This window comes from Pseudomonas palleroniana (assembly GCF_003031675.1).
GTDB lineage: Bacteria > Pseudomonadota > Gammaproteobacteria > Pseudomonadales > Pseudomonadaceae > Aquipseudomonas > Aquipseudomonas palleroniana.
On the sequence record NZ_PYWX01000024.1, the window covers coordinates 48,132 to 75,041 of the forward strand.

Genomic DNA, 26,910 nt, shown 5'->3' on the forward strand with positions numbered 1-26,910 from the left:
CGTGTTTGCCTACCTTAGGCCCGATTGACACGGTTTCAATGACGGATGCGCTCATTGCTTTTGACCCCCTCGCTCGGACGAACGGTAGGTACCTAAGGGAAACCGCTGATTAATCGTTTTAGCGGTCTAGCCCTAGGGCTGGCGCCAAGATGGCGATTGGCCTCATGCCGTTTTAAGCTCAAATACTGCTTAGCTGATATGAAATGGATCTAAGCCGCGCAGAACAGGGGCTCTAAGGTTGAATCTGTAAGAGGCTGCTGCCGGGTTTTGCTGGAGCAGCTGTAAGAAAAGCGACACGTCATATCGGCATAGTGAAATTTTCCGGCACGCATTTGACGCTCAGGAATAACAACAAAAGGCAGTCAGCCATGTTCAAACATTCGAAAGTACGTCAGGCGGGACTCATTCTTTTCGCCACCACACTGATTCTGATCTTGCCCAATCTCACCAAGATTATCGGGTGACGGCTCAACCCTCGCATTCAGTGCACACGCAGCATCACGACTGCAGTTTTTGGCGGCACCTGCCGGGACATTGCGTATAGCGGTCCTGTGCAGGCGCTGCCGTTTTGCGTGCGATTTTCCGCTATTGTTGGGTGTCTTTGCCCATCACATCGAGCCCATATCGTGAAAACGATCGTCGCCCTGTTCATTGCATTACTGACTCTGCCCGTCTCTGCAGCGCAATTGACCATCGAACTGGACCACACCAGCAAGACTTGGCAGACAGCCGACTTGCTCAAGCGGCCGGATGTACAGACGGTGCAGATCGTCGATGACGTTTCCTACAAGCGCAATATGACCTATCGCGCAGTGCCACTAGCCGCCCTCCTACCGGGACTGAAAGCGGAAAACCATCTGCAAGCCGTCGCCCTCGATGGCTTCGCTGCCGAACTTGCCGCCGCGCCGCTTCTGCAAAACCACGGCGCCCGCGCCTGGCTCGCCATTGAGGACCCCGCCCACCCTTGGCCGGCGCTGGCGCAAGATAAACCGAGTGCCGGGCCGTTTTATCTGGTGTGGACCGATCCGCAAGCCGGCTCTATCAGCCCTGAGCAGTGGCCATTCCAGATCTCCGGGATCAAGCAATTGAAGACCGTCGCCGAACGCTTTCCCGCCTTGCTGCCCGATCCGCAGCTGGCGGCGAATGACCCCGTGAACCGAGGCTTTGCGTTGTTCCAGAAAAACTGCATGGCCTGTCACCGGCTCAATGGCGCCGGCGACGCCCAAGTGGGGCCGGATCTGAATATTCCCTACAACCCCACCGAATATTTCAGCGGGGATTTCCTCAAGCGCTATATCCGCGATCCCCAGAGCTTGCGGCATTGGCCACAGGCGAAGATGCCGGCTTTTGCAGCCAGTGTATTGCCCGATACTGAGCTGGATTTGCTGGTGGGGTATTTGAGGCATATGGCGGGGCGTAAACAACAGCCCTGAACTTCGCGACAATGCCTATGTGGGAGGGGGCTTGCTCCCGATAGCGGTGGGTCAGCTAACAATAACTGACTGGCAACCGCCTATCGGGAGCAAGCCCCCTCCCACATTGCATTATTGCTGCTGGACAGCGATCACCGGGGCCGGCGCCATGCATAACACCTTGGCATGCATCTGTTCATGCCCGCCGCCCCGACGCATGCCACGTACCGGGCAGGCATCCAGGTAATCCAGGCCCACGGCCAGTTTCAAATGCCGCTCCGGCCGCGCCAGTTGGTTGGTCACGTCAAAGCTGTACCAGGCGTCATCCAGCCAGGCTTCAGCCCAGGCGTGGCTGGCCAGGTGCGTGCTGTCTTCGGTGTACAGATACCCCGACACATATCGCGCCGCAATCCCCAGGCTGCGTGCGCAGGCCAGGAACGCGTGGGTATGATCCTGGCATACGCCTGCCCGCCCGGCGAAAGCCTCGGCGGCACTGGTGTCGACTGCGGTTGCACCCGGCGTGTAGACCATCGACTGGTTGAGCGCGTGCATCAGGTCGATCAACGCGCTGCGGTCGCGACGTTGCCGGCAGTGCTGCTCGGCAAAGCTGCGCAACGCTTCGTCGGGTTCGGTCAGGCGCGTGCTGCGCAGGAACGGGAAAGCCGACTGGCTCTCGTGTTCAGCCTCGCGTAACTCATCGATATCCACCTGGCCACGGGCACCGATGATGACCGCGTCGTGGGGTTCGTCCAGCGTCAGCACATGCAGGATATTGCCGAACGGATCGACCTGCGCCCGCACCGGGCGTGGCAGGTCTAGCTGCCAGCTGATGACGTGCTGGCGCTCGCTGTCATGGGGCGTGAGGCGCAGGTACTGGATACTGGCGCGCACCGGGTCTTCATAGTGGTAGGTGGTTTCGTGGCTGAGGGAGAGTCTCATGCGGCCTCCAGGTAGGAGCTGTAGATGGCGTCGCCCAACTGGCGGACCAAAGGGATAAAGTCGGTCAGCCAGGCGTGCAGGCCTTCCTCAAGGATTTCGTCGATGGCGGTAAAGCGCAGGCGTGCGTCCATTTCGGCGGCCAGGCGCTGGGCCGGTCGCCCGTTGAGGCCGGGCAGGCTGGCGAGGATCTGGTCGATCTCTTCGCTGCAGGCGCGCAGCGAGCGTGGGACATCAGCGCGTAACAGCAACAACTCGGCCACTTGCCGGGCGCCGGGCGCGTCGCGATAGATCTCGGTGTAGGCCTCGAACGACGATAACGCGCGCAGCAAGGCGCTCCACTGGTAGTAGGCGTGGGCTGTGCCATCGCTGACGGCGGCGGCCTGGTCGCCGGCCATTTCATAACGTGCGTCCAGCAGGCGCAGGGTGTTGTCGGCACGCTCGATGAAGGTGCCCAGGCGGATAAAACGAAAGGCGTCGTTACGCATGATGGTGCCGTAAGTGGCGCCCCGGAACAGGTGCGAACGCTCCTTGACCCACTCGCAAAACCGGCTCATGCCGTAATGGCTCAAGCCTTGCTGGGCGATGTCGCGGATATCCAGCCAGGTGGCGTTGATGTTTTCCCACATGTCGGCGGTAATTCGCCCACGCACCGCATGGGCGCTGGCCCGCGCGGCGCCCAGACAACTGTAGATGCTGGCCGGGTTGGCCGCGTCCAGCGCAAAAAAGTGCAGCAGGTGTTCGGCATGCAGTTCGCCGTGGCGTTCACGGTAATCCTCCAGGGTGCCGGTGATCAGCAACGGCATGGCCAGTTCATGCAGACCGTCACCGTGCCCGTCTTGAGGCATCAGCGACAGCGAATAGCTGACGTCGAGCATGCGTGCGAGGTTTTCCGCACGTTCCAGATAGCGCGACATCCAGTACAAATCCGAGGCAGTTCTACTCAACATGGCATCAGTCCTCGACCACCCAGGTGTCTTTGGTGCCGCCGCCCTGGGACGAGTTGACCACCAGCGAACCTTCACGCAGCGCCACACGGGTCAAGCCGCCGGGCACCACGCGTGTTTCCTTGCCGGATAACACGAAGGGACGCAGGTCGATATGGCGCGGTGCGATACCGTTTTCGACAAAGGTCGGGCACGTGGATAAACACAGCGTTGGTTGGGCGATATAGGCATGGGGCTTGGCTTTGATGCGGGCGCGAAAGGCTTCGATTTCCGCCGCGGTAGACGCCGGGCCGACCAGCATGCCGTAGCCGCCGGAGCCTTGGGTTTCCTTCACCACCAAGTCCGGCAGGTTGGCCAGCACGTGGGATAGTTCGTCAGGCTTACGACACTGGTACGTCGGAACATTCTTCAGGATGGGTTCTTCATCCAGATAAAAACGGATCATCTCGGTGACGAAGGGGTACACCGACTTGTCATCCGCCACCCCCGTGCCGATGGCATTGGCCAGTACCACGTTACCCGAACGATAGGCGGCGAGCAGGCCGGGCACACCCAGCATGGACTCGGGGTTGAACGCCAACGGGTCGAGGAATGCGTCGTCGAGGCGGCGGTAGATCACATCCACCGCCTTGGGGCCGTCGGTGGTGCGCATGAACACGCGGTCATCGCGCACAAACAGGTCGGCCCCCTCCACCAGTTCCACGCCCATCTCGCGGGCCAGGAACGCATGTTCGAAGAATGCGCTGTTGAAACGCCCTGGCGTCAGCACCACCACGCTCGGGTTATCCAGCGGGCTTGAGCTTTTGAGGGTATCGAGCAGCAGGTTCGGATAATGATCGATCGGAGCAATGCGCTGGGCCGCGAACAGTTCGGGGAACAGGCGCATCATCATCTTGCGATCTTCGAGCATGTAGCTGACACCGCTCGGCGTACGCAGGTTGTCTTCCAACACGTAGTAAGTACCGTCGCCATCGCGTACAAGGTCGACGCCGGAGATGTGGGAATACAGATCGCGGTGCAGGTTCAGCCCCTGCATCGCCAGTTGGTATTGCTCGTTGGCCAATACCTGTTCAGCGGGAATGATCCCGGCCTTGATGATGCGTTGGTCGTGATACAGATCGGCGAGGAACATGTTCAACGCCTTGACTCGCTGAATGCAGCCACGCTCGACCGTGCGCCACTCGCTGGCCGGTATGCTGCGCGGGATTGTATCGAAGGGAATCAGGCGTTCGGTGCCCTGCTCATCCCCATACAGGGTGAACGTGATCCCGGCGCGGTGAAACAGCAAATCGGCCTCACGCCGGCGCTGGGCCAACAGCTCGGCGGGCGTTTCAGCCAACCAGCGGGCGAATTCGCGGTAATGGGGACGGACCTGCCCTGCCCCATCGTACATCTCGTCGTAATAAGTGCGGATCATGCCGTACTCCTTGTCCCCCGGACGCAAGAACCTTCGCAAGGCCCGTGCCATCGGCATAAACACTTATAAATCAGTGAGTTGGATAAGCAGCGGAATCTAACCGCACCGTCCTGGTGCGCAGAATGCCCGCCGCCTTGCGTCACGCTTCATCCCAATGCGGGCTTTGGCTATCAACAGCATAGCCAGAGTTGATTTCATTGCCCGGCTGCCCCCAGGGATAATCGCCCCATCTGCTGAACTGCCTTCAGCGCTCCGCTCTTCCCTTTAGGCCACCCTTGTCGGGTGGCTTTTTTTTGAGGCTGAGAAAGTACCGCGCAAGTTCCACACATTTTCAGACGGCACAAACAAAATCGGCCGACCCGAAGGTCAGCCGATACGCTGAGACTCTATGCAACTACATGGGTAATCCACGCACCTCCTGCTTCACGCCCCATCCCTCGATGATCCCGCCCAGCGGCTCGACCACCGCTTCAAAGTCTTGTTCGAAGTCTCCTATGCCGTCGTAGGTTGCGGACATGATTTTGCTCAGTTCCAAGTACCACGCGCCATCGTCGCGCGCGCTGACCTGGGCATTCAGCGATTCCCCACGAAATCGACCCGCAGCCCGGCGCGCCCGTTCCTCATCCGGGAAAATGGCGTAGAACTCGATGGGGTGAAAACGCGAGAAGTCAAAGCCGCCTTCTTTCATGCGGCGCAGAACATGGGTGCTGATATCTTCTTGATAGGCTGTGCTCATGAAACGTCCTCCTCAAACCGATGGATAGACTTTCCGTGCTTCCCGAAGCCTGCGCCCTACTGGCGCAGGTACTACGGCAATAACAACACCGCTGGAAAACAAGCATGTAGCTGACAAGACCAGACCTTAGCGATTCATTCGCTGATCTCGTTTGCAGAGTAGCGCGAAGCTATCACCTCTACCATAGGGGGTTGAATGAGTTACAGGGATTGTTCAGGCAGCCGGTGAGATGTCGAGGATCTGGATGCTGTTCTGGTCTTTGAGGATCTTGACCGTAGGCTCAGGCTGGCGTCCTTCAAGGTCATTGAGGTCGAGTTCGGCGGCTACCGGCACCAGCTTGCTGCGGATCATGTGCGCCGCCTCTTCGAGGCTGGGCTTTTGCGTGCAATCGAACTGCTCCACGGACTTCACGCCGTGGTCATCAACAAAGGTAATCTGCCACTTTTGCATCGGTGCTTCCTCGATAAAACCCAAGTGTGGGCTCACATCCATCTGGACCTTGAGGGCTTGGCAAATGTTCCACTCAAGGTCGCAGGCACCGATCGGCTGTGCTTATTTTTCAGCGTGTTCTTTCAAGGCTTTCAAGGTCTTGAACGGGGCGTCCACCACGAACTTGTTGGCCAGCCACGACGGCACACTGCCGCCAGGCTCGGTGTGCACCTGGTAGGTCACTTCGGTCTGGTTGTCGCCTTTGGGAACGAGCTTCCAGAAGCCATCGACCTGGGCGACTCGAACGTAGCCTTTTTCTTCAGGCTTGTAGGTTGGCACACCTTCCAGTTTACGCGTCAGCGTGCCGTCGGCCGCCTTGGTCGTCGTGATATGCAGGTAGGAATCGCGGTCAGTCACCGGGAACGGGGCCTTGAATTGGGTGTAGGTCCAGCTTTCGTCACCTTTCTTATCGACCAGCTTCTGCGATTTGCACTCATGGATCCATGAGCAGGCGCCCGCCACGTCTTCCTGCAGAGCCTGGATCTTGGCGACTGGGGCCTTGATCACGGTCACACCGCGATAAGCCTTGTACTTGGAGCCGGCAATTTCGCTCAAGGACACTTTGATACCGTCTTCGTCCTTGGCAACCTGCCAGTCTTCCGCCTGGGCAGTGGCAGCGAACAACACTGTAAAACCGCACAACACAGCCATTCGTTTCAGTGAACCCATTGTTGTATTCCTTATTGTTGAAGTTCCAATAGTAAAGCCCATCAAGCCGCCGTCATCTGCTCCCACCAGCCAATCAGCCGGATCGCATCGGCCTGGTCGTTGCCGCAGACTTCGATATCCGCCTTGAAATCACTGCACACCGCCGGGCGCTCCGGGCGGCCGAACAGCAGGCATAGCTGTTCGACCGACAAGTGCACACAGCGTTCTCCCGCAGGTTTGCCGTTGGGCATTCCCGGCAGCGGTGAACTGATGGAGGGGGCGATGCAGCAAGCGCCACAGCCTTCACGGCATTTCATGACCAGTAGGTCCTCGACGGCTCAATAGGGATGGCCGGGCTAGAGTACGCCCTAAAACAGCCGTTTTAAAATGGTCCAACAGGGGTTTTTCGCGCAAAACAAAAGTGACTGACCAGTCTGCGACAGATGGTCGAGGGCAAGCGTCACGTGCGAGGGAAAAGTTTACTGCTTGAATTCGAAATCCAGCGCTGCGCCTTCCACTTCACGCCGCTCTTCATTGCGCAATTGCAGCTTCATCTCGTTGCTGAGCAAGCGGCCGTTGATCTGGAACGCGCTGTTATCGGTTGGCTTTTCGCCAAACATCGGTGGCAACAATGGCACGCTCTTGGGCTTGGGCATGGTGCCGATCGGCTGCAAGTGCCGCACCATGTCCGCAGGCAAAGACAGGTCCAACTGTGCCGGTGGCAACTTGGTCTGGGCCACTTCGTGGGCCGACTTGGATTTGCTGGCGATCGGCGCACGCTTCTTCACGGGCGCGGCTTTCTTTTTGGCGGGGGTAGTTTTTTTCGCTTGAGTCTTCTGCTGTGCCTGGGCGGCGGGCTTGGTTTCAGTCACGGGCGACGCGGCCAGCACGGCGCCGACGTTACACAGGATCAACAAGCCAATCATCCAGACAGCGCGAAAAATAGAGGTCATATCGCCAACAGCATTAACGGCAGAAAGCCATATGCTCGCTTGTTGTGCATTGCATGACAAGCGCGGTGATCAGCCATGCAGGCGAACTGTCCCCTTTCTACGCCTCAAAAGCCTGCCGCCGTTTCCTGGCACAACTGGCTGGCAAGCATGCCCAGAGTCATCAGTGCCCGCTCCGCCTCGCGGTTCCACGGCGTCCCACAGTTGAGGCGAATACAGTGGTTGAACTGTTCCGTATTACTGAAAATCACCCCAGGTGCAATGCTGATGCCCTGTTGCAAGGCACGCACGTGCAGTTCCTGGGTATTGACCCGCCCCGGCAAACTGACCCACAGGATAAAGCCGCCGGTTGGGCGGGTCATTTGCGTGCCTTCAGGGAAATACTGCTGCACGGCCAGTTGGAACGCGCTGAGATTCTTACGGTATTCCTGGCGGATGTAGCGCAGATGCCGGTCGTAACCACCGTTCTCCAGGTAAGCGGCAACGCCCATCTGGGTGACGCTGCAGGCGGAATGGGTGCTGAACATCTGCAGGCGCTGGATTTCCTGCTGGTACTTGCCGGCGATCATCCAGCCGATTCGCACACCGGGCGATAATGTCTTGGAAAAACTTGAGCAGTAGATCACTCGATCCAGGCGGTCATAGGCTTTGAGGGCCTTGGTGCGACCGACCTCGAACATCAGTTCGCCGTAGATATCGTCTTCGACAATCTGGATATCGAAATCCGAGGCCAGGCGCAGTAACTGCTTCTGCCGCTCTTCCGGCATGGTCGCGCCCAAGGGGTTGCTCAGACGGGTGGTCAATACCAGGGCCTTGATCGACCATTGGTTCGCCGCCAGTTGCAGGGCTTCCAGGCTCATGCCGGTGGCAGGGTCGCTGGGGATCTCGATGACCTTGAGGCCCAGCAGATCGGCCAGTTGCAGCAACCCATAATAAGTGGGCGATTCAGCCGCGATCAGGTCGCCGGGCCGCGTGAGCACACGCAATGACATCTGCAAGGCATCCACACAGCCGTGGGTGATCACCACTTCGGAGGGGTCCACCACGACGCCGGCGTCGCGCATGCGAATCGCCACCTGGCGGCGCAGCGGTTCGAAACCGGGGCTGAACATGTAGCTGAACGCCCGCGGGCTCTGGAAGCGCGTGACCTTGGCCAACTGCTGGTGCAGTGCGCGTACCGGCAGGTAGTCGACGCTCGGCACCGCAGCGCCCAACGGGAATACACCTTCGCGGCGCGACTCGACCAATACCTGCTGAATGATGCTGCTGCGGGTGACCAACCCTGGGCGCTCGACCCGCGCGATGTCCGGCGTGGGCGCCGTCAGCGCAGGTGTCTGGTGCACGTAGTAGCCCGACTGCGGCCGCGCGCGTATCAGCCCCTGGTCTTCCAGGTTGGCGTAAGCCTGCAACACGGTGGCATGGCTGACGTTGAGCTGGGAGCTCATCTTGCGCACCGACGGCACGCGCTCTCCCGGTTGATAAACACCGCGCCGGATGTCCTCAGCCAGTTGCTGGGCAATACGTTGGTAAAGCAACAGATTGGTCATGACGCAGCACTCGATTTCACGGGTATTTTATTTTTGTGTGAAACATACCGGCACAGTTTAGAAGTGTACGGGGACAGTTGCCACAATAGTCGAGCGCAGGCGGGAGTGACAGCAAAAACTGTAGGGGGGTGTCGCGTGTAGGAGCGAGCAAGCTCGCTCCTACAGTTTCATTAGAGGCGAGTTCTCAGCGAGCGGCGCCCAGTTGGCCCTTTTCGTCCGAAAATACAATTTCCACCCGGCGGTTCAGTGCGCGGCCACGCTCGGAGGCATTGGCTTCCACCGGGTACTGGTCGCCGTAACCCTCGACCTCGATACGGTTGTCATCGATACCCAGATCAATCAACAGGTCTGCCACCGATTGGGCACGGTCGCGGGACAGTTTCAGATTCTCCTGCTCGCCCCCGGTGTTGTCGGTGTAGCCCTCGACGCGCACCCGACGTTTGGGGTTCAGTTGCAGGAACTGCACAATTTTCAGCACTGTACGGCTGGCCGAGTTCTGCAGTTCAGCTTCGCCGGTATCAAACAGCACATCCCCCAGGGTCATCACCAGGCCCCGGTCCGTCTGGGTGGTGAGGCTGGCGATCTGTGCTTCAACCCACTTGCCCTGCTGCTGCACGCTGGCCAGTTTATTTTCCCGCAGGGCCAATTGCAGGCGCTGGCGTTCCAGTTCGAGCTTGGTGCCGCGCTCGGCGTTGAGACCCTGCTCGGCATGCTCACGGGCGATCGCGCTGTAGCGTTGGCTCAGGTAGGCGTAGTGCACCACGTCGGCACCGCTGCCCCAATAACTGGACAGGCGGTCGGCGCGAGCCAGCGACTCACCGGCACGAATCACGTCTTTAGGCGCGAAACGCAGCACATTGGCGTCTTCCTTGACCTTCTGGAAGTCACTGCCGGCCTGCTGCAACGCCTGCTCGCTGTTAGGCTGGCTGGCACAACCACCCAAGGCGGCACTGCCCAGCAACAGAGCACAACTCAAACCACGGATGATCGGGCTCATTGGGCTTCTCCCAACTGCAATTGCTTGCGCAGGCGAGTGATGCGGGTGTTGAGCACGTTCAGTTGCTCCTGGCTTTTGCGAGTCAGAATCCGCGCTTCGGCAAGGCGCGCGTCCAGCTCGGCCTGTTCGGCCTGCATGCGTGCATCCTTATAGGATTGGCTGGCCATATCAGCCTTGGCCTTGGCGAACTTGTCTTCTGCCAGTTTCAGGTCAGGTGATTCATCGGTATTGGCACCCACGGCGCTGGCTTGTTCCAAGGCTTGCTGGGTGAGGCGAATCTGTTCATTCGGCGCAGGATCAGCGGCACATCCCGCCAAAGCGACAACGGCGAGGGCCGCGAAAAAAGGTCGAAGAGTCACGGTAAATCCTTACTTTGCTGAGGTGCCGACGGGTTGCTGCAGTTGCGCTTTCCAGCGCTCAAGATTGCGCTGCAGCGCGGTGTGCGCGACGTCGGACGTGGGCAATTCTGTCATCTTTTTGGCCAGCTGTCCGCGCAGCCACGGATCATTGCAGGCCGAGTTGTGGGAAACCGCCAAGTACAATCCGGGCTGGTCGACCGGGGTTTCGCGCGCCACCAGATCGTTGCTCATGCCCAGACTCTGGGCCATGGCCATCCCGGAATAGCGCCCTGCAATGACGTAGTCTACTTCCCCGAGCAGCAATTTCTGGAAGGCCGGCGTCAGGCTGGGCAAGCGTTGCAGGTTCAACTGCTGGCCCGCGAACGTTTCCAGGCCTGCACTCAGGCGGGCACGTTCCGACACCGCGCCTTTATGGCCGTGCAGGTCGGCGGCCGTGGTGTAGACCAGGGGCGAGTCCTTGCGGGTCCAGACCAGGTAATCGATCTGCACCAACGCCGGGTGGATATAATCAAGAGTTTCCAACTGACCCAGGTTCAGCGGCGCATCGGCAAGCAGGTCCATGCGCCCGCTGCGCACCTCATCCAGGGCCAGGGAGCGTTTGCCGCCGTAGAGCAGGTCGATTTTCAGGCCAAGGTCCTTGCCGACTTGTTGCAGCACGTCGGCGGTGGCGCCGATCAGATGCGTCGGGTCCTGGGGATCGCGCCACAACAAGGGCGGTGCGTCCGGGCTGCCGGTAATCACCAGGCGCTCACACTTGCCGGCGGCCAGCGCCAGGCTTGGCAGCAGCGTGAGGCCCAGCAGTACCACCCAGGGGCGCAGTTGCATGGCGAAGCTCTCCGAATAGTCAAAAAAAAGCCCGGTCACAAGGACCGGGCTCTTTATAAGTGAAGCCGCTGGATTAGACCAGCTTCTCCAGCTCAGGCACTGCTTCGAACAAGTCCGCCACCAGGCCGTAATCAGCCACCTGGAAGATCGGGGCTTCTTCGTCCTTGTTGATCGCAACGATCACTTTGGAGTCTTTCATACCCGCCAAGTGCTGGATCGCACCGGAGATACCGACGGCGATGTACAGCTGCGGCGCAACGATCTTGCCGGTCTGGCCGACCTGCATGTCGTTGGGTACGAAACCTGCGTCGACGGCAGCGCGGGAAGCGCCGACCGCCGCGCCCAGCTTGTCGGCCAGGGCGTACAGGTGCTTGAAGTTGTCACCGTTCTGCATGCCACGGCCGCCCGAAACGACGATCTTGGCAGCGGTCAGCTCAGGACGGTCCGACTTGGCCAGCTCTTCGCCAACAAAGCTGGAAGTACCGGCGTCGTGGGCAGCGGCAACGGCTTCAATGGCAGCCGAGCCCCCTTCTGCGGCAACCGGGTCGAAACCGGTGGCACGCACGGTGATGACCTTGACCGAGGCGTTGGACTGTACGGTCGCGATAGCGTTACCGGCGTAGATCGGGCGCTTGAAAGTGTCAGCGCTTTCTACCGAGATGATCTCGGAGATCTGGTCAACGTCCAGCTGCGCGGCAACGCGTGGCAGGATGTTTTTGCCGTTGGAGGTCGCGGCAGCCAGGATGTGGCTGTAGCCCTTGCCCAGTTCTGCAACCAGCGGAGCAACGTTTTCCGGCAGCTGATGCGCGTAGGCGGCATTGTCAGCGTTCAGGACTTTGCTCACGCCCGCGATTTTCGCGGCGGCTTCAGCTACGGCACCAGCGCCCTGGCCTGCAACCAGTACGTGGATATCACCACCGATTTTCGCAGCGGCAGCCACGGTGTTCAGAGTGGCCGGGGCCAGCACTTTGTTGTCGTGTTCAGCGATTACCAAGATAGTCATGATTAGATTACCTTCGCTTCGTTTTTCAGTTTCTCGACCAGTTCAGCCACCGACTTGACCTTGATGCCCGCGCTGCGTGCAGCCGGTGCTTCGACTTTGACAGTCTTGTTGGTGGAGGCGGTGGAAACGCCCAAAGCATCCGGAGTCAGCGTTTCAAGCGGCTTCTTCTTGGCTTTCATGATGTTTGGCAGCGACGCGTAGCGCGGCTCGTTCAAACGCAGGTCGGTGGTGACGATGGCCGGCAGTTTCAGGGAAACCGTCTGTGCACCGCCGTCGATTTCACGGGTGACCGCTACGCTGTCGCCGCTCACTTCGACTTTGGAGGCGAAGGTGCCCTGGCCGTAACCGGTCAGTGCAGCCAGCATCTGGCCAGTCTGGTTGTTGTCGCTGTCGATGGCCTGTTTGCCAAGGATCACCAGCTGAGGCTGTTCCTTGTCGACAACGGCTTTGAGCAACTTGGCAACGGCCAGGGAAGTCAGCTCTTCAGCGGACTCGACCAGGATGGCGCGGTCGGCGCCCAGTGCCAGGGCGGTACGCAACTGCTCTTGAGCAGTGGTCGGGCCGATGGAAACCACCACGATTTCAGTCGCCACGCCTTTCTCTTTCAGGCGCACGGCTTCTTCCACGGCGATTTCGCAGAAAGGGTTCATCGACATTTTGACGTTAGCGAGGTCGACGCCGGAATTGTCCGCCTTGACGCGAACTTTCACGTTGTAATCGACAACGCGTTTGACAGCTACAAGAACCTTCATGGATTCCTCGTTACTCTCCGGTGAAAAGAAAGTCGCCTAGGCGAACCTGGCGGTTGATGCTCATCGGCACACAAGGGCACCTCCAAAGACGGCAGAGATGGCACGACAATGGGATAGCGATGACCGTTCGTCAGTGGTGACCGGGAGGTCATTCTTTATCGCAGCGTGTAAACTGCGCGCCATCGCTGAGGCACGCTTCACCTTTCCTGCCTTTGGACGTGCTCTTGAAACCTGCAGTCTGCCTACGGTAAGCGCAAAACCGACCGTATATTGACCGGAACGCCTATTCTGGTCAATACGCCAAAATAGCCTGTCATAAGCCGCGTTGCTTTGATTTACCTAGCTTCCAAGCAATTCAAACAAACGTTTGTATTGGACGCTGACAGTGGTCTATATATAATGCGCCACCTAGAGAGCAAGGTGGGTCAGGCCTAGGCGCCAGACGTCACCGAAACCTCCACCCATTAGAAAAAAAAGCCTGTTGAGCCTTGAGTAGGAGATAGCCTGTGGAACGCGAATACATGGAATTCGACGTGGTCATCGTCGGCGCCGGCCCGGCGGGCCTGTCTGCCGCCTGCCGACTGAAGCAGAAGGCCACCGAAGCCGGTAAAGAAATCAGCGTCTGCGTGGTCGAGAAAGGCTCCGAAGTCGGCGCCCACATCCTCTCCGGTGCCGTGTTCGAACCACGTGCCCTGAACGAACTGTTCCCGGACTGGAAGGAACTCGGTGCCCCGCTCAACACCCCCGTGGTGCGCGATGACATCTATGTACTGCGCAGCCCCGAAACCTCCACCAAGGTGCCCGACTTCTTTGTGCCCAAGACCATGCACAACGAAGGCAACTACATCATCTCCCTGGGCAACCTGTGCCGATGGCTGGCCCAGCAGGCCGAGAACCTGGGCGTTGAAGTCTACCCAGGCTTCGCCGCCCAGGAAGCGCTGTTCGACGAAAATGGCGTGGTCCGCGGGATCATCACCGGCGACCTCGGCGTCGACCGCGAAGGCCATCCGAAAGAAGGCGTGTACACCCCAGGCATGGAACTGCGCGGCAAGTACACGCTGTTCGCCGAGGGTTGCCGTGGCCACATCGGCAAGCAACTGATCAAGCGCTTCAACCTGGACAGCGATGCCGACGCGCAGCACTACGGCATCGGCCTGAAGGAAATCTGGGAAATCGACCCAGCCAAGCATCAACCTGGCCTGGTGGTGCACACCGCCGGTTGGCCGCTGGACATCATGAGCGCCGAAAACACTGGCGGCTCGTTCCTCTATCACCTGGAGAACAACCAGGTGGTTGTCGGCCTTATTGTCGACCTGTCCTACAGCAACACCTTCCTGTCGCCCTTCGATGAATTCCAGCGCCTCAAGCACCACCCGGTGCTGGCCCAGTACCTCGAAGGCGGCAAGCGCATCAGCTACGGCGCCCGTGCCATCTGCAAAGGCGGCCTGAACTCGCTGCCGAAGATGGTCTTCAAAGGTGGCGCGCTGATCGGTTGCGACCTCGGCACCCTGAACTTCGCCAAGATCAAAGGCAGCCACACCGCGATGAAGTCCGGCATGCTCGCCGCCGACGCCGTGGCCGACCGTCTGTTCGCCGAATCCGAAGGCGGCGATGAACTGACCGCTTACGTCGACAGCTTCAAGTCCAGCTGGCTCTACGAAGAATTGTTCGCCAGCCGCAATTTCGGCCCGGCGATGCACAAGTTCGGCCCGATCCTCGGTGCCGGCTTCAACTGGTTCGACCAGAATATCCTCGGCGGCAAAATGCCGTTCACCCTGCACGACACCAAGCCGGACTACGCCTGCCTGAAGCTCGCCAAGGACAGCAAGAAGATCGACTACCCGAAACCGGACGGCAAACTGAGCTTCGACAAGCTGAGCTCGGTGTTCATCTCCGGTACCAACCACGAAGAAGAGCAACCGTGCCACTTGAAGCTCAAGGACCCGAGCATCCCGATCGGCACCAACCTGCCGCTCTACGATGAACCGGCGCAGCGCTACTGCCCGGCAGGCGTGTATGAAGTGATCACCCAGGAAGACGGCGAGAAGCGCTTCCAGATCAACGCCCAGAACTGCGTGCACTGCAAGACCTGTGACATCAAGGACCCTTCGCAGAACATCACATGGGTAACGCCGGAAGGCGCGGGTGGGCCGACTTACCCGAATATGTAAGCCAGCCGCATAAAAAAGCCAACGCCCTTCGGCGTTGGCTTTTTTTATCAGCGCAACAAAGTATCAGCGCAACAGATACACCGGAAAACATTCACACAAATGCATCACCCGGCGCCGAGTCTTATCCAGCAGCGCCGCGTTATTGGGCTGCTCCAGCAAGTCAGCGATAAGGTTCGCCACTTCGGCGCACTCCGCTTCGCCAAAACCACGAGTGGTCAGCGCCGGCGTGCCGATGCGAATGCCGCTGGTGACCGCCGGTTTCTGCGGGTCATCAGGGATTGCATTCTTGTTCAGTGTGATGTGGGCGCTCTCCAGCAACGCCTCGGCATCTTTGCCGGTGATGTTCATCGAGCGCAGATCGAGCAGGAACATATGGCAATCGGTGCCACCGGACACCACGCGCAAACCACGGCGCGTGAGAATGCCGGCCATGGTGCGGGCGTTGTCGATCACCCGTTGCTGGTAGTGCCTGAACCCATCGCTCAACGCCTCATTGAACGCCACGGCTTTGGCGGCGATGACATGCATCAGCGGCCCGCCCTGATAAACGGGAAAAATGGTCTTGTCGAGCAGCGCCGCGTATTGCGCCTTGGCCAGGATCAAGCCGCCGCGCGGACCACGCAAGGTCTTGTGGGTGGTGGAGGTGATGAAATCGGCGATACCGACGGGCGATGGGTACACCCCTGCCGCAATCAACCCGGCGTAGTGCGCCATATCCACCATCAAGTAGGCGCCGACTTCGTCGCAGATCTTGCGAAAACGCTGGAAATCGATGGTTCGCGAATAGGCAGAAGCCCCGGCGATGATCAACTTCGGTTTGTGTTCTCGGGCCAGCGCTTCCATCTCGGCGTAGTCGAGAGTCTCGGTTTCACGCTCCAGGCCGTAGGAAAACGCCCGGTAGAACTTGCCCGAAAAATTCACCGAGGCGCCGTGCGTCAAGTGACCGCCATGGGCCAGGGACATCCCCAGGATAGCGTCGCCCGGTTCAAGCACCGCCAGAAACACGGCCTGGTTCGCCTGGGACCCGGAGTGCGGCTGGACGTTGACGTACTCGCAATTGAACAGTTTGCGGGCGCGCTCTATGGCCAGGTTTTCGATCTCGTCGACAACGCCGCATCCGCCGTAATAACGCCTGCCCGGGTAGCCCTCGGCATATTTATTGGTGAGCACCGAGCCCTGGGCCTGGAGCACTTCGTCGCTGACGTAGTTTTCTGACGCAATCAATTCCAGGTGGGTTTCCTGACGGTTGCGCTCACGCTCAATCAGGCGGGCTACGGCGGGGTCAAAATTTTGCAGGCTCATGCTGTGATTCCTCAGGTGAACTCGTCGGCCAGTGCCGCAGGTACGGAATGCGACTGCGCCCGTGACGGGGTTCTGGCCGAGTCGGATAGAAAAATGGAAGTGTCTTTCAAGCCGCTGCCGGTGATCAGGATCACGGCAGTTTGTGCAGTGCCGGGATTCTCCTCGGCATATTTGAGCAACCCGGCGAACGCGCTGGCGGCGCCCGCTTCGGGAAACACCCCGGTAGTGGCGGCTAGCCGGGAAGCGGCGGCGACAATGCTCGGGTCACTGACGCAAATGAACTCACCCTCGCTGGCGGTTACCGCACGCAGGGCTTTGAGACGGTCGCGCGGCAGGGCTACGTTGATGCTGCTGGCCAGGCTGGTGGGGGGAATGCGTTCTACCTGCTGCATGGGCTGGCCACTGCGCCAGGCGCGGTACATGAAATTACTGTGCTCGGCCTGCACGCCGATCAGGCGTGGAATACGCTCAATCCAGCCCAACTGCAGCAAGTCGAAAAACCCCTTGTAGACCGAGCCGAGAATGCAGCCATTACCCACCGGCACGAACACCAGGTCCGGGACTTGCCAGTTGAGCTGTTCGCACAGCTCGAACGCTACGGTTTTCTTGCCTTCGCTCATGTACGAATTGATTCCGGTGGTGCGGTTGTACCAGCCGTGGGTTTCGCAGGCGTCAAGGCATTGTTCGAAGGCTTCGTCGTATTGGCCGTCCACCAGCACAATCTCGGCGCCGTAGCCTTGCATCTGCGCGAGCTTTTCCCGGGGTGCAGTCTTGGGCAGGTAAATCACATTGCGCAGGCCCAGGCTGGCGCTCATTCCGGCCAGGGCCGAAGCGGCGTTGCCGGTGCTTGCCACCGCGATGGTGCGTGCGCCGGATTGCATGGCGTGGGCCACAGCCAGGGCACTGGCGCGATCCTTCAGCGACCCGGTGGGCTGGCGGGATTCATCCTTGATAAAGACTTTGATCCGCGACCCCTTGCCGAGCAGTTCCGGGCGCGAATACAGCGGCGTGTTCCCCACCAGTAACGGCGGAATGAATTGCGTCGAACTCAACGGCATCAACCGGTCATAGCGCCACATGCCACGGGCATGATCGTGGGCCAGACGGCCCCTGGACCATTCGCGTTTGAGCGTCGGGTAGTCGTAAAGCGCATCGAGCGCCCCTTCAGTCTTGCAATGAGGGCAGTAATAGCTGACCTCATGCGGCTGGTAGCTGCGATCACACACCAGGCACTGCAACACATACTCTCTACACGAATGATTCATAGCCCCCTCCTGAAAGTATGACGTGCGGGTGCTTCCCGCCGAAGCCGGCCCCTTTGGGCCGGCGGGCACTTCACGGACGCAAGGTGTTTCAGACCACCATGATCGCGTCGATGGCAACCAGGGTGTTGCGTGCCAGGGCACTGGCGCCGGCGGTCGTACGGGCTGGGTAGGGTTTGGTGAAGTACTCCTCCATCACCCGGTTGAGCGTCGGAAATTCGCTCAGGTCAGTGATGAACGCCGTGACCTTGACCACATTCGCCAAGGTGCCACCCGCCGCTTCGGCCATTTGCTGCAAGTTGTCCAGGGTCTGGCGCAACTGGCCTTCGAAGTCCTTGGCCAGCACCTCATTGTTCAACGCCGAGACCGGGGTCTGCGCCGAGAGGTAAATGGTTTGCCCTTGACTGACCTTGATACCCTGGGAATACGTCCCCAGTGGCAGCGGCGCCTTGTCAGTGAAAATCACGTTGTCTTCGCCCAGGAAAGGCTTGGCGACAGGCTGGAGCTGAGCATTTGTCTGCATGGTGACGTTCCTTGTTAAGCGGGTTGGGGTTAGTGCAAATCGGCAACCTGTGTGACGGCCAGGCCTGAAAAATCCTCGTCACGGCAGCGAGACGGGGAAAAATGCTGGTAGTTGAGTTTCAGCGCCGCGAGGTCCGCCGGCATGGCGATGCCCAGCGCTGCGTGGCTGCACAACCGGGCAATGGCCGGCGCAGCCTGAATGCCGTAGCCACCCAGGGCGGCCAGCCAGATAAAGCTTTCTTGCTGCGGGTCTTGGCCGAGTACCGGGGAGCGGTCAGCGACAAAAGTGCGCAGGCCCGCCCACTTGTTGATGATCGAGCGTGGACGCAAACGCGTCGTGCTTTGCAGGCGGTCCATCGTGATGGCCAGATCCAGTTCTTCCGGCAACGCATCGCAAGGCAGCGAGGGGCTTTCATCACAGGGCGAAACGATCAGACGCCCGGCTTCGGGCTTGATGAAAATATCTTCGTCAATGGTGCCCAGGTAAGGCGTGTGGTGCACGTCACAGTGCGGGTCAACGGCCAGCACCGTGCGACGCAGCGGCCGCACACCGACCTTTTCCATACCGCAGCGCTCGGCGAGCTCATCCGCCCAGGCGCCGGCGGCGTTGACCACGACGGCCGCTTCCAACCGTTGGCCGTCAGCGGTATGCAGGGCCCAATGACCGTTACGATGTTCGCCGCGCACCATCTCGGCCTCACGCTTGATCACACCGCCGCGAGCCCGAAAGCCACCGAGGTAGGCGCCGTGAATGCCATGCACATCCAGATCGAAAGCGCTGGGTTCGTAGATACCCGCGCTCCAGACGCCTTCGGCCAGGTACGGCGCCAGCTCCAGCACCTGCTTATCGTCAAGGAGCCTGGCGCTCGGAACCTGCTCGAGCACGGCACGCAAACGCGCCGTCAGTGCCTCCACTCGCGTGGCCTGCGCCACGATCAACGCGCCGCGTGGCGACCATAACGGGTGTTCGGCCAGGCCTTCGGGCGGGCTCTCGAAAAAACGCCGGGAAGCACAGGTCAGCGAGCGGATCTGCTGGTTGCCATAGCTTTCCATGGAAATGGCCGCCGAGCGGCCGGTGGTGTGATAGGCCAACTGCTGTTCGCGCTCGAGCAGGCAGACACTGCCATGGGCCGCCAGCTCATACGCCGCAGACACACCGGCGATGCCACCGCCCACCACAATAAAGTCATAACAGGCGCTCATGGTCGGCTGCCCTCGGCCAATGCGGCAGCTTTGCTTTCCCGGGTGTACGTCAGCACGAAGTGCGCCACCAAGCCAAAAATCAGGCCCCAGAACGCTGCGGCCAGACCGAGGAAACTCATGCCCGACGCCGTCACCAGGAAGGTAATCAATGCCGCCTCCCGTTGTTTCTCGTCCGCCATGGCACCGGTGAGCCCGGCACTGATTGCACCGAACAGCGCCAGGCCGGCCAGCGACGCAATCAACTCTTTGGGCAGTGCGGAAAACACCGAGGCCAGGGTCGCACCAAAGGTCCCCATCAGGATGTAGAACACCCCGCATGCGATCCCCGCGATGTAGCGTTTATCGCGGTTTTCATGGGCTTCGCGGCCGGTGCAGATGGCGGCGGTAATCGCCGCGAGATTGAAGCCGTGGGAGCCGAACGGTGCCATCAGGACCGAACCGATGGCCGTGACCGAGATGATCGAACGCGCCGGGGTGTTGTAGCCCGAAGTGCGCAACACGGCCATGCCCGGCACGTATTGGCCGGTCAGTGTCACCAGCGCCAGCGGCAGGCCGATGTTGATGATCGCGTGCCAGTTCCACTCCGGCGCAATAAACACCGGATGTGCCACGGCGATGGTGATTGCACCGCTGTTGAGCTCGCCAAACGAGGCGGCTACGGCACACCCGATAATCAACACCGACAGAATGGCGTAGCGCGGCGAAAAGCGTTTGAACATCAAGTAGGCCGCGATCATCGACAGCACCAGCGCCGGCTGCAGCTTGATCGAGGTAAACAGTTCAGCGCCAAAGCGAAACAGAATGCCCGCCAGCATGGCGGCGGCGATCGCTTTGGGCAGGCGACTCATCAGCTTGTCGAACGCGCCGGACAAACCGACGAGCGCAATGATCACCGACGCCACCACGTACGCACCGATAGCCTGCGGCAGGGTCACAGTGGGCAGCATCGACACCAGCAGCGCCGCCCCCGGTGTTGACCATGCAGTAATGACCGGTACCCGCAGGCGCCAGCTCAGGAACAGACCGGTGATGCCGCTACCGATGGAAATCGCCCAGATCCATGAAGACACCACGTCATTGGGCAGGTGCGCTTCCTTGGCCGCCTGAAACACGATGATCAAGGGGCCGGCATACGAAATGATCACGGCGATAAAGCCCGCGATGACGGCTGACAGGGATAGATCCTTTCTGAGTGTGTCCATGATGTCTCGACTTGGCGCGGCGGAGTCGCGCAGTGACCAGTGGATTGATTGAGTCGATTGATTCGATTCGAGACGAGTGTATTTGAATGAATTGAATTGATTCAATAGGCAGCGAGGTTGTTACGAGATGTTTTTTTGCCAGCGGTCTTGATTTTCGCCCTATAAACCAATTAATTAATTGATTTAATTAGTTATTTTTCTTTTAAAAAATATCATCATCGCTTAATTCTCTTCGACTCAATCACTACATCAATCGACTCAATTGCCAGATTAGCTCGATTTATCAGTTGTCTAACCTCCATGTGATATGCTCGGATATTCATCATTTCTACGATGGGCAGTGATCATTCATGTGGGTTCCCCAGCTAAGCGAGTTCAACCAGCCGATGTATTTGTCGATTGCCGATGCGTTGGCGCGCGATATCAATAACGGCGTGTTGAGCGAGGGTGACCGTCTTCCGACCTTGCGGGAGCTGGCCACGACGCTGAATGTCACACCGGGCACCATCAGCCGGGCCTATAGCGAAGCCCATCGGCGTAAGCTGGTGCAGGGGGAAGTGGGGCGCGGCACGTATGTGCTCAATCAAAAACAGCTGGAGCTGCCCGCCAGTAACAGCGCCGCAACACTGAACCTGGGTCAGTCCGAACTGCTCGATCTTTCGATCATCAAGCCCTCCAGCGAAACCCTGGAATACTGGCTGCGCGACGCACTTGTAGGTTTGGCCAAGAGCACCGATTTCGCCCGAGCCCTGGATTACGCGCCAGACGGTGGGCACCCGGCACACCGTGAGGCGGGGGCGCAGTGGCTGCGACATTCGTTGCCCGACGCACAATGGCAGCAGGTGATCATCACCGCCGGCGCCCAGCACGGCTTGATGGTCGCAATGAGTGCCCTGACCAACGCCGGCGACTTGGTGCTGTGCGAAGAACTCTGCTATCCCGGCATCATTTCCCTGGCGCACGGCCTTGAACGCCGCCTGCGTGGCGTGCCGATGGACGATGAAGGGATCATTCCCGAGGCGTTGCGCGAGCTGTGCCAGCGCGAAAAACCCGCCATGCTGGTGTGCGTGGCGACCTGTCAGAACCCGACGGCGGCGATCATGTCGCAACGACGCCGGGCACAAATCGCGGCGCTGGCGGAGGAGTTCGACTTCATCATTCTCGACGATGACATCTATGGTTTCCTCGCCACCGACCCGTCAATCAAACCCCTGTCGGCGTTTGCCCCGGATCGCTCGGTATACCTCACCAGCCTGTCGAAGTCGGTGATGCCCGCGCTGCGCATCGGCTATCTCTATAGCCCGCCAAAACTACTCTCACGCCTCACATCGATGGTGCGCAGCAGCGTATGGATGCCATCGCCGCTGACCGCGCAACTGGCCAGCAATGTCATCACCGAAGGCCTGGACAAAAAACTGATGCGCATCCAGCGCAACGAAGCCGCCGGCAGGCAGGCGATTGCCCAGGAGATCTTCGCCAACTTCGAACTCAAGACCCAGCCGTACTCCTACCATGTCTGGCTGACACTGCCGGAGCCTTGGACCAGCGACGAATTCACCATGCTGGCGCGCGCCAATGGCGTGCTGGTACTCAGTGGTACGCAGTTCCAGGCCGAACGTTCCGGGGTCACGCGCAGCGTGCGACTGGTGCTGATGTCACCCACCAGCCAGGACGAACTGCGCTTTGCCCTGACCAAATTGGCCAGCCTGATCGAGTCCGACCCGCGACGTTATTACTAGGCCGCTCGCTCTTCGCCCGGATTGCGCAAAAAGTAGCGTTTGTATTCGCGGCTGAACTGCGACGTGCTCTGGTACCCCACACTGTGCGCCGCCTGCGCCACGCCCATGCCTTCCACCAGCAGTAACTGCTGGGCCTTGAGCAAACGCAGACGTTTCAGATACTGCACCGGCGACAACAAGGTGCAGCGCTTGAAGTGCTCATGAAACGTCGACGCACTCATGTGCGCATAGCCCGCCAGGGTCTCGATATTCAGCGGCTCGGCGTAATGGGCATGCAGGTGATTGAGCGAGGTGGCAATCCGTGAAAACTGCCCCTGCTGTTCCACCAGTGCGCGCAGTACATCGGCCTGCGGCCCACGCAACGCAGTGAACAATAACTCGCGCACCCGCGCCGGCCCCAGGATCCGGCTTTCCAGCGGATCGTGCAGGCACTCCAGCAGCCGCTCGACACACCCGCGCATAGCATCATCCAATACCACCGAACTCATCGACTCCAGCGTCTGCGCCGTCGGCGGCGGCCCGGCCTGAATGCCCATGGCCATGACCAACTCGCCCAGCACGACGCGGTCAATGCCCACCGTCACACCCAGCAGCGGCGCATCCGCAGCCATGGCGAACGTCTCGCACTCGAACGGCACCGGCATCGCCTGGATCAAGTAGTGCCCGGCGCCGTACTCCAACGTGCGCGGCCCAAGGTAGGCGACCTTGCTGCCTTGGGCGACGAACATCAGGCTCGGTTCATAGATCTGCGGCCCGCGCGCCACATCGCAACTGGCGCGCAGAAGCTGCACGCCGGGCAAATGAGTGGGCGAAAAACCGTCGCGGGGCGCCAGCCCCTCAATCAAGGCAACCAACGTCGCGTTGGCATCGAGATGGCGAGTCAACAACATGGCAAAAAACTTCGTGAACAAGGGATGAGAACATCATCGCAGGTCTGGCGGCCAATGAATCCAAACCGGGGGCACTCCCGGACGAATAGGCATGAGACTCGGAGCATTTGCCATGTTCGCTCCCAGGGTCGGCGCGCAGAATGCGCCACCTCCCTGTTCATTCCTTTTGCGAGGTTCACCATGTACACCGCCATCGGTTATGCCGCCCAGTCGGCCACCACTCCCCTCGCCCCCATGTCGTTCCAGCGCCGCAGCCCGCGCGCCGATGACGTGGCCATCGAGATTCTCTACTGCGGCGTCTGCCACTCCGACATCCACCAGGCCCGCAACGAATGGGGCATCGCCGTGTACCCGCTGATGCCGGGCCACGAGATCGTCGGCAAGGTCACCGCCATCGGCGCCAACGTCACCGCGCATAAAGTCGGCGACCTGGTCGGCGTGGGCTGCATGGTCGACTCGTGCCGCCACTGCGAGGCGTGCAAATCCGACCTGGAGCAATACTGCCTGGAAGGTCCGACCATGACCTATGCCACCCCGGACCGCGTAGACGGCAGCAACACCATGGGCGGCTACTCGGACAGCATCGTGGTCAGCGAGCACTTTGTGGTGAAGATCCCGGCCACGCTCGACCTGGCCAGCGCCGCGCCGATCCTCTGCGCCGGCATCACCACCTACTCGCCGCTCAAGCATTACGGCGTGAAGGCCGGCGATAAGGTCGGCGTGCTCGGCATGGGTGGCCTGGGCCATATGGGCATCAAGTTCGCCAAGGCCATGGGCGCTGAAGTGACCCTGTTTACCCGCTCGGCGAGCAAGGCCGAAGAAGGCCGTCGCCAGGGCGCCGATCACGTGATCGTGTCCACCGATGCCGAGCAGATGAAAGCCGCCGCCGGCAGCTTCGACTTCCTGCTCGACACCATCCCCGTGCAGCACGACCTGAACCCCTACCTGGACGTACTGCGCTTTGACGGCGTGCACATCCTGGTCGGCCTGATCGAGCCGGTAGACCCGCCGGTGAATGCGGCCAAGTTGGTGCTGGGGCGCAAGGTGCTGGCCGGTTCGTTGATCGGCGGCATTGCCGAAACCCAGGAAGTGCTGGATTTCTGCGCAGAGCACAACATCACGTGCGATATCGAAATGCTCGACATCCGCCAGATCAACGAGGCTTACACCCGCATGATCGCCGGTGATGTGAAGTACCGCTTTGTCATCGACATGGCGACCCTGAAAGCCTGATCAGGCTTTCGCGCCCAACTCCGCCGACAGCCGGGCTGCGACCTGTTTGACCACAGGGATCAGCTCGGCCATTTTTTCCAGCGGCATATAGGGCACGGTACTGGCGATGCTGATGCCGGCGACGATTCGCCGGCTGGCGTCGCGCACCGGGGCCGCCACACAACGGATCGACGGTTCGTTGTCTTCCAGATCGAACGCATACCCTCCCACCACATATTCCCGCATGCGCTGCTCGAACTGCGCCCAGGATTGCTCCGGGTGTTGCGGCCATGCCTGGCTTTTACCACTGGCCGGCAAGCTGACTTCGTACAGGCGCTGCCACTCTTCTACGCTGTCATCCAACAGCAGCGCCTTGCCGATACCGGTACGCGCCAACGGCATGCGATGGCCGACCCGCGAGCGCATTTCCGGGCCATTGCGGCCGGGGTTCTTATGCAGGTAGAGCACGTCGTCGTATTCACGAATCGCCAGGTGGATGGTGTCTCCGGTCAGGGCCGACAGCTCGTCCAGATACGGCACGGCCAGGGTCACCAACGGCAGCTCTTCGCGGGCCTGAAACCCCAGTTCAATCAACTTCGGCCCCAGCAGATAACCGACTTGCGGCACCACGCGCAGGTAACGCTCCTCCACCAGGCAACTGGCCAGGCGGTGGGTGGTACTGCGGGTGGTGCCAATGCGCTTGGCGATTTCCTTCAAGTCGCGCGCACCGGCCGCCACCGCCTGCACCACGCCCAGGCCACGCAGCAGGGTCTGGGTGCCGGTGGGGGCGGCGTCTTTGACGGGGGTGTGGGCGTTTTCCTGCATATCGGGCCTATGTGGTGGTACGAAAACGAGCGGCATTATGGCAAATACCGGGCGTCAATACAGTGCAGATCCCATGTGGCAGATCCAGTGAAGAGGTCAGCGTTGTTTCAGGCGGTCAATGATCACCGCCAGCAACAGGATCGAACCGCGGATCACGTATTGGTAGAACGTGTCGATGTTTTTCAGGTTCATCGCATTCTCGATGATCGCCAGAATCAACACCCCGGCAATCACATGCCGGATCATGCCGATACCGCCACTCAACGACACCCCGCCCAGCACGCAGGCGGAGATCACCGTCAGCTCGAACCCCTGGCCGATCATCGGTTGGCCCGAGGTCATGCGCGACGCCAGGATCACCCCGGCCAGGGCGCCGATCAGACCGTGCACGGCAAAGATGATGATCTTGGTACGATCGACGTTCACCCCGGCCAGCAAGGCCGCTTCCTGGTTGCCACCGATGGCCATGGTGTTGCGCCCGTAAGTGGTGTAGTTGAGCAGCCAGCCGAAGAACACAAAACACACCACGGTGATGATGATCGGCACCGGCACGCCCATCAGTTGGCCGTTGCCGAACACGAAGAAGCCTTCATCCATCACCCCCACCGCCTTGCCGTTGGAGAAGATGTAGGCCAGGCCGCGCACGATCTGCATGGTCGCCAGCGTCGTGATCAACGCGTTGATGCGCAACTTGGCAATGACGATGCCATTGATCAGCCCGACGATCAGCCCCATCAACAAGGCCGCGCCGATGCCCAGCATCACGCTGTCGGTATCGCGCATGACGATGGCCGCGACCACTCCGGCGCAGGCGATCACTGAACCCACCGACAAGTCGAAGTGCCCCGACGCCAGGCAGAACAGCATGGTGCACGCCGCAATGCCCACGGTGGAAATCGCCAGGCCCAGGCCACGCATATTCAGGGGCGAGAGGAAGTTGTCGATAAACAGCGCACTGAGCACAAAGATGCCCAGCGCCGCCAACAGCATCACCCAGTCATCGAGGAACTTGCGCTGGTTGAAGCCCGGCCAGAAGCCTTTTGCAGTTTTTACTTCGGACATCATTCACCTCGCATTCTTCAAGCCCGCGAGCGCGGGAGAGCCAGTTGCAACAGCCGTGCTTCATCCGCCTGCTCGCGGGGCAATGCACCGGTCAGGGCGCCTTCGCTCATCACCAGGATGCGGTCGCTGATGCCCATCACTTCCATCAAGTCGCTGGACACCACGATCACCGCAATACCGCTCGCCGCCAGGTTATGGATGATCTGGTAAATCTCCGACTTGGCACCGATATCGATACCGCGCGTGGGCTCATCCAGCAGCAGCACTTTCATCGGCATCGACAGCCAGCGGCCCAGGATCGCCTTCTGCTGGTTGCCGCCGGAGAGGTACAGGATCTTCTGCTCGGCATTCGGCGTCTTGACCTTCATCGCCTTGATCTGCTGGTCGGCGTTGCCTTTTTCCCAACCCTCGCGCAGCAACCAGCCAAACCTCGAATGCGCACCACGGGCACTGATGTTGATGTTCTCGGCCACGCTGGACAGCGGGATGATGCCTTCCTTCT

At 60.1% G+C, this 26,910-nt stretch carries 27 protein-coding genes; 4 read left to right on the plus strand and 23 right to left on the minus strand.

What is annotated here, in order from left to right; translation table 11 throughout:
- Positions 1 to 626 precede the first annotated feature (626 nt).
- Positions 627 to 1,433 (plus strand): c-type cytochrome, encoded by an 807-nt coding sequence (locus C9383_RS07405; protein ID WP_090369153.1) that lies wholly within the window; start codon positions 627 to 629, stop codon positions 1,431 to 1,433.
- Between the two features lie 111 nt (positions 1,434 to 1,544).
- Here the strand turns inward: C9383_RS07405 and C9383_RS07410 are convergent, their stop codons facing one another.
- The 14 genes from C9383_RS07410 to C9383_RS07475 form a co-directional block, all read right to left on the minus strand.
- Positions 1,545 to 2,351: a transglutaminase family protein gene (locus tag C9383_RS07410; RefSeq protein ID WP_060756263.1), complete on the minus strand. Its 807-nt coding sequence runs from the start codon at positions 2,349 to 2,351 to the stop codon at positions 1,545 to 1,547.
- Positions 2,348 to 3,298, minus strand: a complete 951-nt coding sequence (locus C9383_RS07415) for an alpha-E domain-containing protein (protein WP_060756264.1) — start codon at positions 3,296 to 3,298, stop codon at positions 2,348 to 2,350. The genes C9383_RS07410 and C9383_RS07415 overlap by 4 nt, the downstream gene beginning before the upstream one ends.
- Before the next feature lie 4 nt (positions 3,299 to 3,302).
- The gene (locus C9383_RS07420) at positions 3,303 to 4,712 is read right to left on the minus strand and encodes a circularly permuted type 2 ATP-grasp protein (RefSeq protein ID WP_060756265.1); all 1,410 of its coding nucleotides are present in this window, start codon (positions 4,710 to 4,712) and stop codon (positions 3,303 to 3,305) included.
- 394 nt (positions 4,713 to 5,106) lie between these two features.
- On the minus strand, positions 5,107 to 5,448 hold the full coding sequence (locus C9383_RS07425) for a ribonuclease E inhibitor RraB (RefSeq protein ID WP_060756266.1): 342 nt from the start codon (positions 5,446 to 5,448) through the stop codon (positions 5,107 to 5,109).
- A gap of 213 nt (positions 5,449 to 5,661) precedes the next feature.
- Positions 5,662 to 5,898, minus strand: coding sequence for a hypothetical protein (locus tag C9383_RS07430; protein ID WP_060756338.1), 237 nt, complete (start codon positions 5,896 to 5,898; stop codon positions 5,662 to 5,664).
- Between the two features lie 102 nt (positions 5,899 to 6,000).
- Positions 6,001 to 6,606: an START domain-containing protein gene (locus tag C9383_RS07435; RefSeq protein WP_060756267.1), complete on the minus strand. Its 606-nt coding sequence runs from the start codon at positions 6,604 to 6,606 to the stop codon at positions 6,001 to 6,003.
- Between the two features lie 41 nt (positions 6,607 to 6,647).
- Positions 6,648 to 6,902 (minus strand): YkgJ family cysteine cluster protein, encoded by a 255-nt coding sequence (locus C9383_RS07440; RefSeq protein WP_060756268.1) that lies wholly within the window; start codon positions 6,900 to 6,902, stop codon positions 6,648 to 6,650.
- Positions 6,903 to 7,064: 162 nt separating this feature from the next.
- A complete protein-coding gene (locus C9383_RS07445; RefSeq protein WP_090369151.1) occupies positions 7,065 to 7,538 on the minus strand; it encodes a translation initiation factor 2 in 474 nt (157 codons plus the stop codon).
- Between the two features lie 104 nt (positions 7,539 to 7,642).
- A complete protein-coding gene (locus C9383_RS07450) occupies positions 7,643 to 9,082 on the minus strand; it encodes an aminotransferase-like domain-containing protein (protein WP_060756270.1) in 1,440 nt (479 codons plus the stop codon).
- A gap of 184 nt (positions 9,083 to 9,266) precedes the next feature.
- Positions 9,267 to 10,079, minus strand: coding sequence for an OmpA family protein (locus tag C9383_RS07455; RefSeq protein WP_090369149.1), 813 nt, complete (start codon positions 10,077 to 10,079; stop codon positions 9,267 to 9,269).
- Positions 10,076 to 10,438, minus strand: coding sequence for a DUF4398 domain-containing protein (locus tag C9383_RS07460; protein ID WP_060756272.1), 363 nt, complete (start codon positions 10,436 to 10,438; stop codon positions 10,076 to 10,078). Before C9383_RS07460 ends, C9383_RS07455 begins: the two co-directional genes overlap by 4 nt.
- 9 nt (positions 10,439 to 10,447) lie before the next feature.
- On the minus strand, positions 10,448 to 11,263 hold the full coding sequence (locus C9383_RS07465; RefSeq protein ID WP_090372321.1) for a substrate-binding periplasmic protein: 816 nt from the start codon (positions 11,261 to 11,263) through the stop codon (positions 10,448 to 10,450).
- A gap of 73 nt (positions 11,264 to 11,336) precedes the next feature.
- Positions 11,337 to 12,266, minus strand: a complete 930-nt coding sequence (locus C9383_RS07470; RefSeq protein WP_090369147.1) for an electron transfer flavoprotein subunit alpha/FixB family protein — start codon at positions 12,264 to 12,266, stop codon at positions 11,337 to 11,339.
- A gap of 2 nt (positions 12,267 to 12,268) precedes the next feature.
- The gene (locus C9383_RS07475; RefSeq protein WP_014719538.1) at positions 12,269 to 13,018 is read right to left on the minus strand and encodes an electron transfer flavoprotein subunit beta/FixA family protein; all 750 of its coding nucleotides are present in this window, start codon (positions 13,016 to 13,018) and stop codon (positions 12,269 to 12,271) included.
- 506 nt (positions 13,019 to 13,524) lie between these two features.
- Here C9383_RS07475 and C9383_RS07480 point away from each other — a divergent pair.
- Positions 13,525 to 15,189, plus strand: coding sequence for an electron transfer flavoprotein-ubiquinone oxidoreductase (locus C9383_RS07480; protein ID WP_060756274.1), 1,665 nt, complete (start codon positions 13,525 to 13,527; stop codon positions 15,187 to 15,189).
- Positions 15,190 to 15,252: 63 nt separating this feature from the next.
- On the opposite strand, the gene glyA is transcribed toward C9383_RS07480, so the two are convergent.
- The 5 genes from glyA to C9383_RS07505 all read right to left on the minus strand — a co-directional run bounded on the left by glyA (position 15,253) and on the right by C9383_RS07505 (position 20,680).
- A complete protein-coding gene (glyA, locus tag C9383_RS07485) occupies positions 15,253 to 16,491 on the minus strand; it encodes a serine hydroxymethyltransferase (RefSeq protein WP_090369146.1) in 1,239 nt (412 codons plus the stop codon).
- A gap of 11 nt (positions 16,492 to 16,502) precedes the next feature.
- Entirely contained in the window at positions 16,503 to 17,756 is a 1,254-nt protein-coding gene (gene thrC / locus C9383_RS07490; protein ID WP_090369143.1) for a threonine synthase, read from the minus strand.
- An 88-nt stretch (positions 17,757 to 17,844) separates the two neighbouring features.
- Positions 17,845 to 18,276 carry a Rid family detoxifying hydrolase gene (locus tag C9383_RS07495; RefSeq protein WP_090369141.1) on the minus strand — a complete coding sequence of 144 codons (432 nt, stop codon included), beginning with the start codon at positions 18,274 to 18,276 and terminating at the stop codon, positions 17,845 to 17,847.
- 29 nt (positions 18,277 to 18,305) lie between these two features.
- Entirely contained in the window at positions 18,306 to 19,478 is a 1,173-nt protein-coding gene (locus C9383_RS07500; RefSeq protein ID WP_090369139.1) for an NAD(P)/FAD-dependent oxidoreductase, read from the minus strand.
- Complete coding sequence (locus C9383_RS07505) at positions 19,475 to 20,680, minus strand: benzoate/H(+) symporter BenE family transporter (protein WP_090369137.1); 1,206 nt, start codon at positions 20,678 to 20,680, stop codon at positions 19,475 to 19,477. The genes C9383_RS07500 and C9383_RS07505 overlap by 4 nt, the downstream gene beginning before the upstream one ends.
- Positions 20,681 to 21,030: 350 nt before the next feature.
- On the opposite strand from C9383_RS07505, the gene C9383_RS07510 reads away from it, so the two are divergent.
- Positions 21,031 to 22,419 (plus strand): aminotransferase-like domain-containing protein, encoded by a 1,389-nt coding sequence (locus C9383_RS07510; protein WP_090369135.1) that lies wholly within the window; start codon positions 21,031 to 21,033, stop codon positions 22,417 to 22,419.
- Here the strand turns inward: C9383_RS07510 and C9383_RS07515 are convergent.
- On the minus strand, positions 22,416 to 23,309 hold the full coding sequence (locus C9383_RS07515; protein WP_060756281.1) for an AraC family transcriptional regulator: 894 nt from the start codon (positions 23,307 to 23,309) through the stop codon (positions 22,416 to 22,418). The two genes, C9383_RS07510 and C9383_RS07515, sit on opposite strands and share 4 nt — an antisense overlap.
- A gap of 180 nt (positions 23,310 to 23,489) precedes the next feature.
- Between C9383_RS07515 and C9383_RS07520 the strand changes: the two genes are divergently transcribed.
- Complete coding sequence (locus C9383_RS07520) at positions 23,490 to 24,542, plus strand: NAD(P)-dependent alcohol dehydrogenase (RefSeq protein ID WP_090369133.1); 1,053 nt, start codon at positions 23,490 to 23,492, stop codon at positions 24,540 to 24,542.
- Here C9383_RS07520 and C9383_RS07525 read toward each other — a convergent pair whose 3' ends face one another.
- From C9383_RS07525 to C9383_RS07535, 3 genes are all read right to left on the minus strand, one after another.
- Positions 24,543 to 25,346: an IclR family transcriptional regulator gene (locus tag C9383_RS07525; protein ID WP_060756283.1), complete on the minus strand. Its 804-nt coding sequence runs from the start codon at positions 25,344 to 25,346 to the stop codon at positions 24,543 to 24,545.
- Positions 25,347 to 25,442: 96 nt separating this feature from the next.
- Positions 25,443 to 26,408, minus strand: coding sequence for an L-arabinose ABC transporter permease AraH (gene araH / locus C9383_RS07530; protein WP_060756340.1), 966 nt, complete (start codon positions 26,406 to 26,408; stop codon positions 25,443 to 25,445).
- Between the two features lie 17 nt (positions 26,409 to 26,425).
- Positions 26,426 to 26,910 (minus strand): ATP-binding cassette domain-containing protein (locus tag C9383_RS07535; RefSeq protein WP_146164707.1); only part of this gene is annotated, 485 nt, incomplete at its 5' end.

What these genes read in the sequence shown, in the direction of transcription:
- C9383_RS07410 (WP_060756263.1), bottom strand. Translation starts at nt 2,351, where the DNA reads ATGAGACTCTCCCTCAGCCACGAAACCACCTACCACTATGAAGACCCG.
- C9383_RS07415 (WP_060756264.1), bottom strand. Translation starts at nt 3,298, where the DNA reads ATGTTGAGTAGAACTGCCTCGGATTTGTACTGGATGTCGCGCTATCTG.
- C9383_RS07420 (WP_060756265.1), bottom strand. Translation starts at nt 4,712, where the DNA reads ATGATCCGCACTTATTACGACGAGATGTACGATGGGGCAGGGCAGGTC.
- C9383_RS07425 (WP_060756266.1), bottom strand. Translation starts at nt 5,448, where the DNA reads ATGAGCACAGCCTATCAAGAAGATATCAGCACCCATGTTCTGCGCCGC.
- C9383_RS07430 (WP_060756338.1), bottom strand. Translation starts at nt 5,898, where the DNA reads ATGCAAAAGTGGCAGATTACCTTTGTTGATGACCACGGCGTGAAGTCC.
- C9383_RS07435 (WP_060756267.1), bottom strand. Translation starts at nt 6,606, where the DNA reads ATGGGTTCACTGAAACGAATGGCTGTGTTGTGCGGTTTTACAGTGTTG.
- C9383_RS07440 (WP_060756268.1), bottom strand. Translation starts at nt 6,902, where the DNA reads ATGAAATGCCGTGAAGGCTGTGGCGCTTGCTGCATCGCCCCCTCCATC.
- C9383_RS07445 (WP_090369151.1), bottom strand. Translation starts at nt 7,538, where the DNA reads ATGACCTCTATTTTTCGCGCTGTCTGGATGATTGGCTTGTTGATCCTG.
- C9383_RS07450 (WP_060756270.1), bottom strand. Translation starts at nt 9,082, where the DNA reads ATGACCAATCTGTTGCTTTACCAACGTATTGCCCAGCAACTGGCTGAG.
- C9383_RS07455 (WP_090369149.1), bottom strand. Translation starts at nt 10,079, where the DNA reads ATGAGCCCGATCATCCGTGGTTTGAGTTGTGCTCTGTTGCTGGGCAGT.
- C9383_RS07465 (WP_090372321.1), bottom strand. Translation starts at nt 11,263, where the DNA reads ATGCAACTGCGCCCCTGGGTGGTACTGCTGGGCCTCACGCTGCTGCCA.
- C9383_RS07470 (WP_090369147.1), bottom strand. Translation starts at nt 12,266, where the DNA reads ATGACTATCTTGGTAATCGCTGAACACGACAACAAAGTGCTGGCCCCG.
- C9383_RS07475 (WP_014719538.1), bottom strand. Translation starts at nt 13,018, where the DNA reads ATGAAGGTTCTTGTAGCTGTCAAACGCGTTGTCGATTACAACGTGAAA.
- glyA (WP_090369146.1), bottom strand. Translation starts at nt 16,491, where the DNA reads ATGAGCCTGCAAAATTTTGACCCCGCCGTAGCCCGCCTGATTGAGCGT.
- thrC (WP_090369143.1), bottom strand. Translation starts at nt 17,756, where the DNA reads ATGAATCATTCGTGTAGAGAGTATGTGTTGCAGTGCCTGGTGTGTGAT.
- C9383_RS07495 (WP_090369141.1), bottom strand. Translation starts at nt 18,276, where the DNA reads ATGCAGACAAATGCTCAGCTCCAGCCTGTCGCCAAGCCTTTCCTGGGC.
- C9383_RS07500 (WP_090369139.1), bottom strand. Translation starts at nt 19,478, where the DNA reads ATGAGCGCCTGTTATGACTTTATTGTGGTGGGCGGTGGCATCGCCGGT.
- C9383_RS07505 (WP_090369137.1), bottom strand. Translation starts at nt 20,680, where the DNA reads ATGGACACACTCAGAAAGGATCTATCCCTGTCAGCCGTCATCGCGGGC.
- C9383_RS07510 (WP_090369135.1), top strand. Translation starts at nt 21,031, where the DNA reads ATGTGGGTTCCCCAGCTAAGCGAGTTCAACCAGCCGATGTATTTGTCG.
- C9383_RS07515 (WP_060756281.1), bottom strand. Translation starts at nt 23,309, where the DNA reads ATGTTGTTGACTCGCCATCTCGATGCCAACGCGACGTTGGTTGCCTTG.
- C9383_RS07520 (WP_090369133.1), top strand. Translation starts at nt 23,490, where the DNA reads ATGTACACCGCCATCGGTTATGCCGCCCAGTCGGCCACCACTCCCCTC.
- C9383_RS07525 (WP_060756283.1), bottom strand. Translation starts at nt 25,346, where the DNA reads ATGCAGGAAAACGCCCACACCCCCGTCAAAGACGCCGCCCCCACCGGC.
- araH (WP_060756340.1), bottom strand. Translation starts at nt 26,408, where the DNA reads ATGTCCGAAGTAAAAACTGCAAAAGGCTTCTGGCCGGGCTTCAACCAG.